The following is a 434-nucleotide window of genomic DNA, read 5'->3' as shown; positions in this document are numbered from 1 at the left end:
TGAATCGCAGGTTATGGGTCAAACTCGAGGATGTACCCGCTGTCCTCTGATCAGTGGTGAGGTGCTATTAAGCAAAAGCCAGGATATAATATAGGCGTCGGTCGGTTGGGCTCGGAGATTTGTCAAGGAGTCAGGCGCTGCTCCTGATCTTTGCCCACTGGCACCGGCCCATCGACGTGATCGTGTCCATCCTGTTGGCTGGCGGCCTGGCCCTGATCATGCTGGCCCTGACCCGCGGCTCGGGTATGGACGCGCCCGGCACCCGCGCCTCCTCCGCCTCGGTGCAGATTCTCTCCACGGTCATGCTCACCGCCGGTGTCCTGGGAATGCTTTACGGCTGCTACCTGGTTTGCCAGATGGCCTCAGGTCTGGAACTGGGGGAGAGCTGGCACCTCTGTGGTGCCCATGTCTCGTGGGTGGTCTTCTGTGACTCG

General features: G+C 60.6%; 1 pseudogene. It reads left to right on the top strand.

Annotation, left to right across the window (positions count from 1 at the left end):
* Positions 1-119 precede the first annotated feature (119 nt).
* Positions 120-434: pseudogene (locus CRD59_RS07750) on the top strand (phosphatase PAP2 family protein); the annotation flags it as partial.

Source organism: Bifidobacterium xylocopae, from assembly GCF_003315615.1.
GTDB classification, from domain to species: Bacteria; Actinomycetota; Actinomycetes; order Actinomycetales; family Bifidobacteriaceae; genus Bombiscardovia; species Bombiscardovia xylocopae.
Note: the sequence above shows the minus strand (reverse complement) of the source record. Positions and strands in the feature narration are given on the sequence as shown.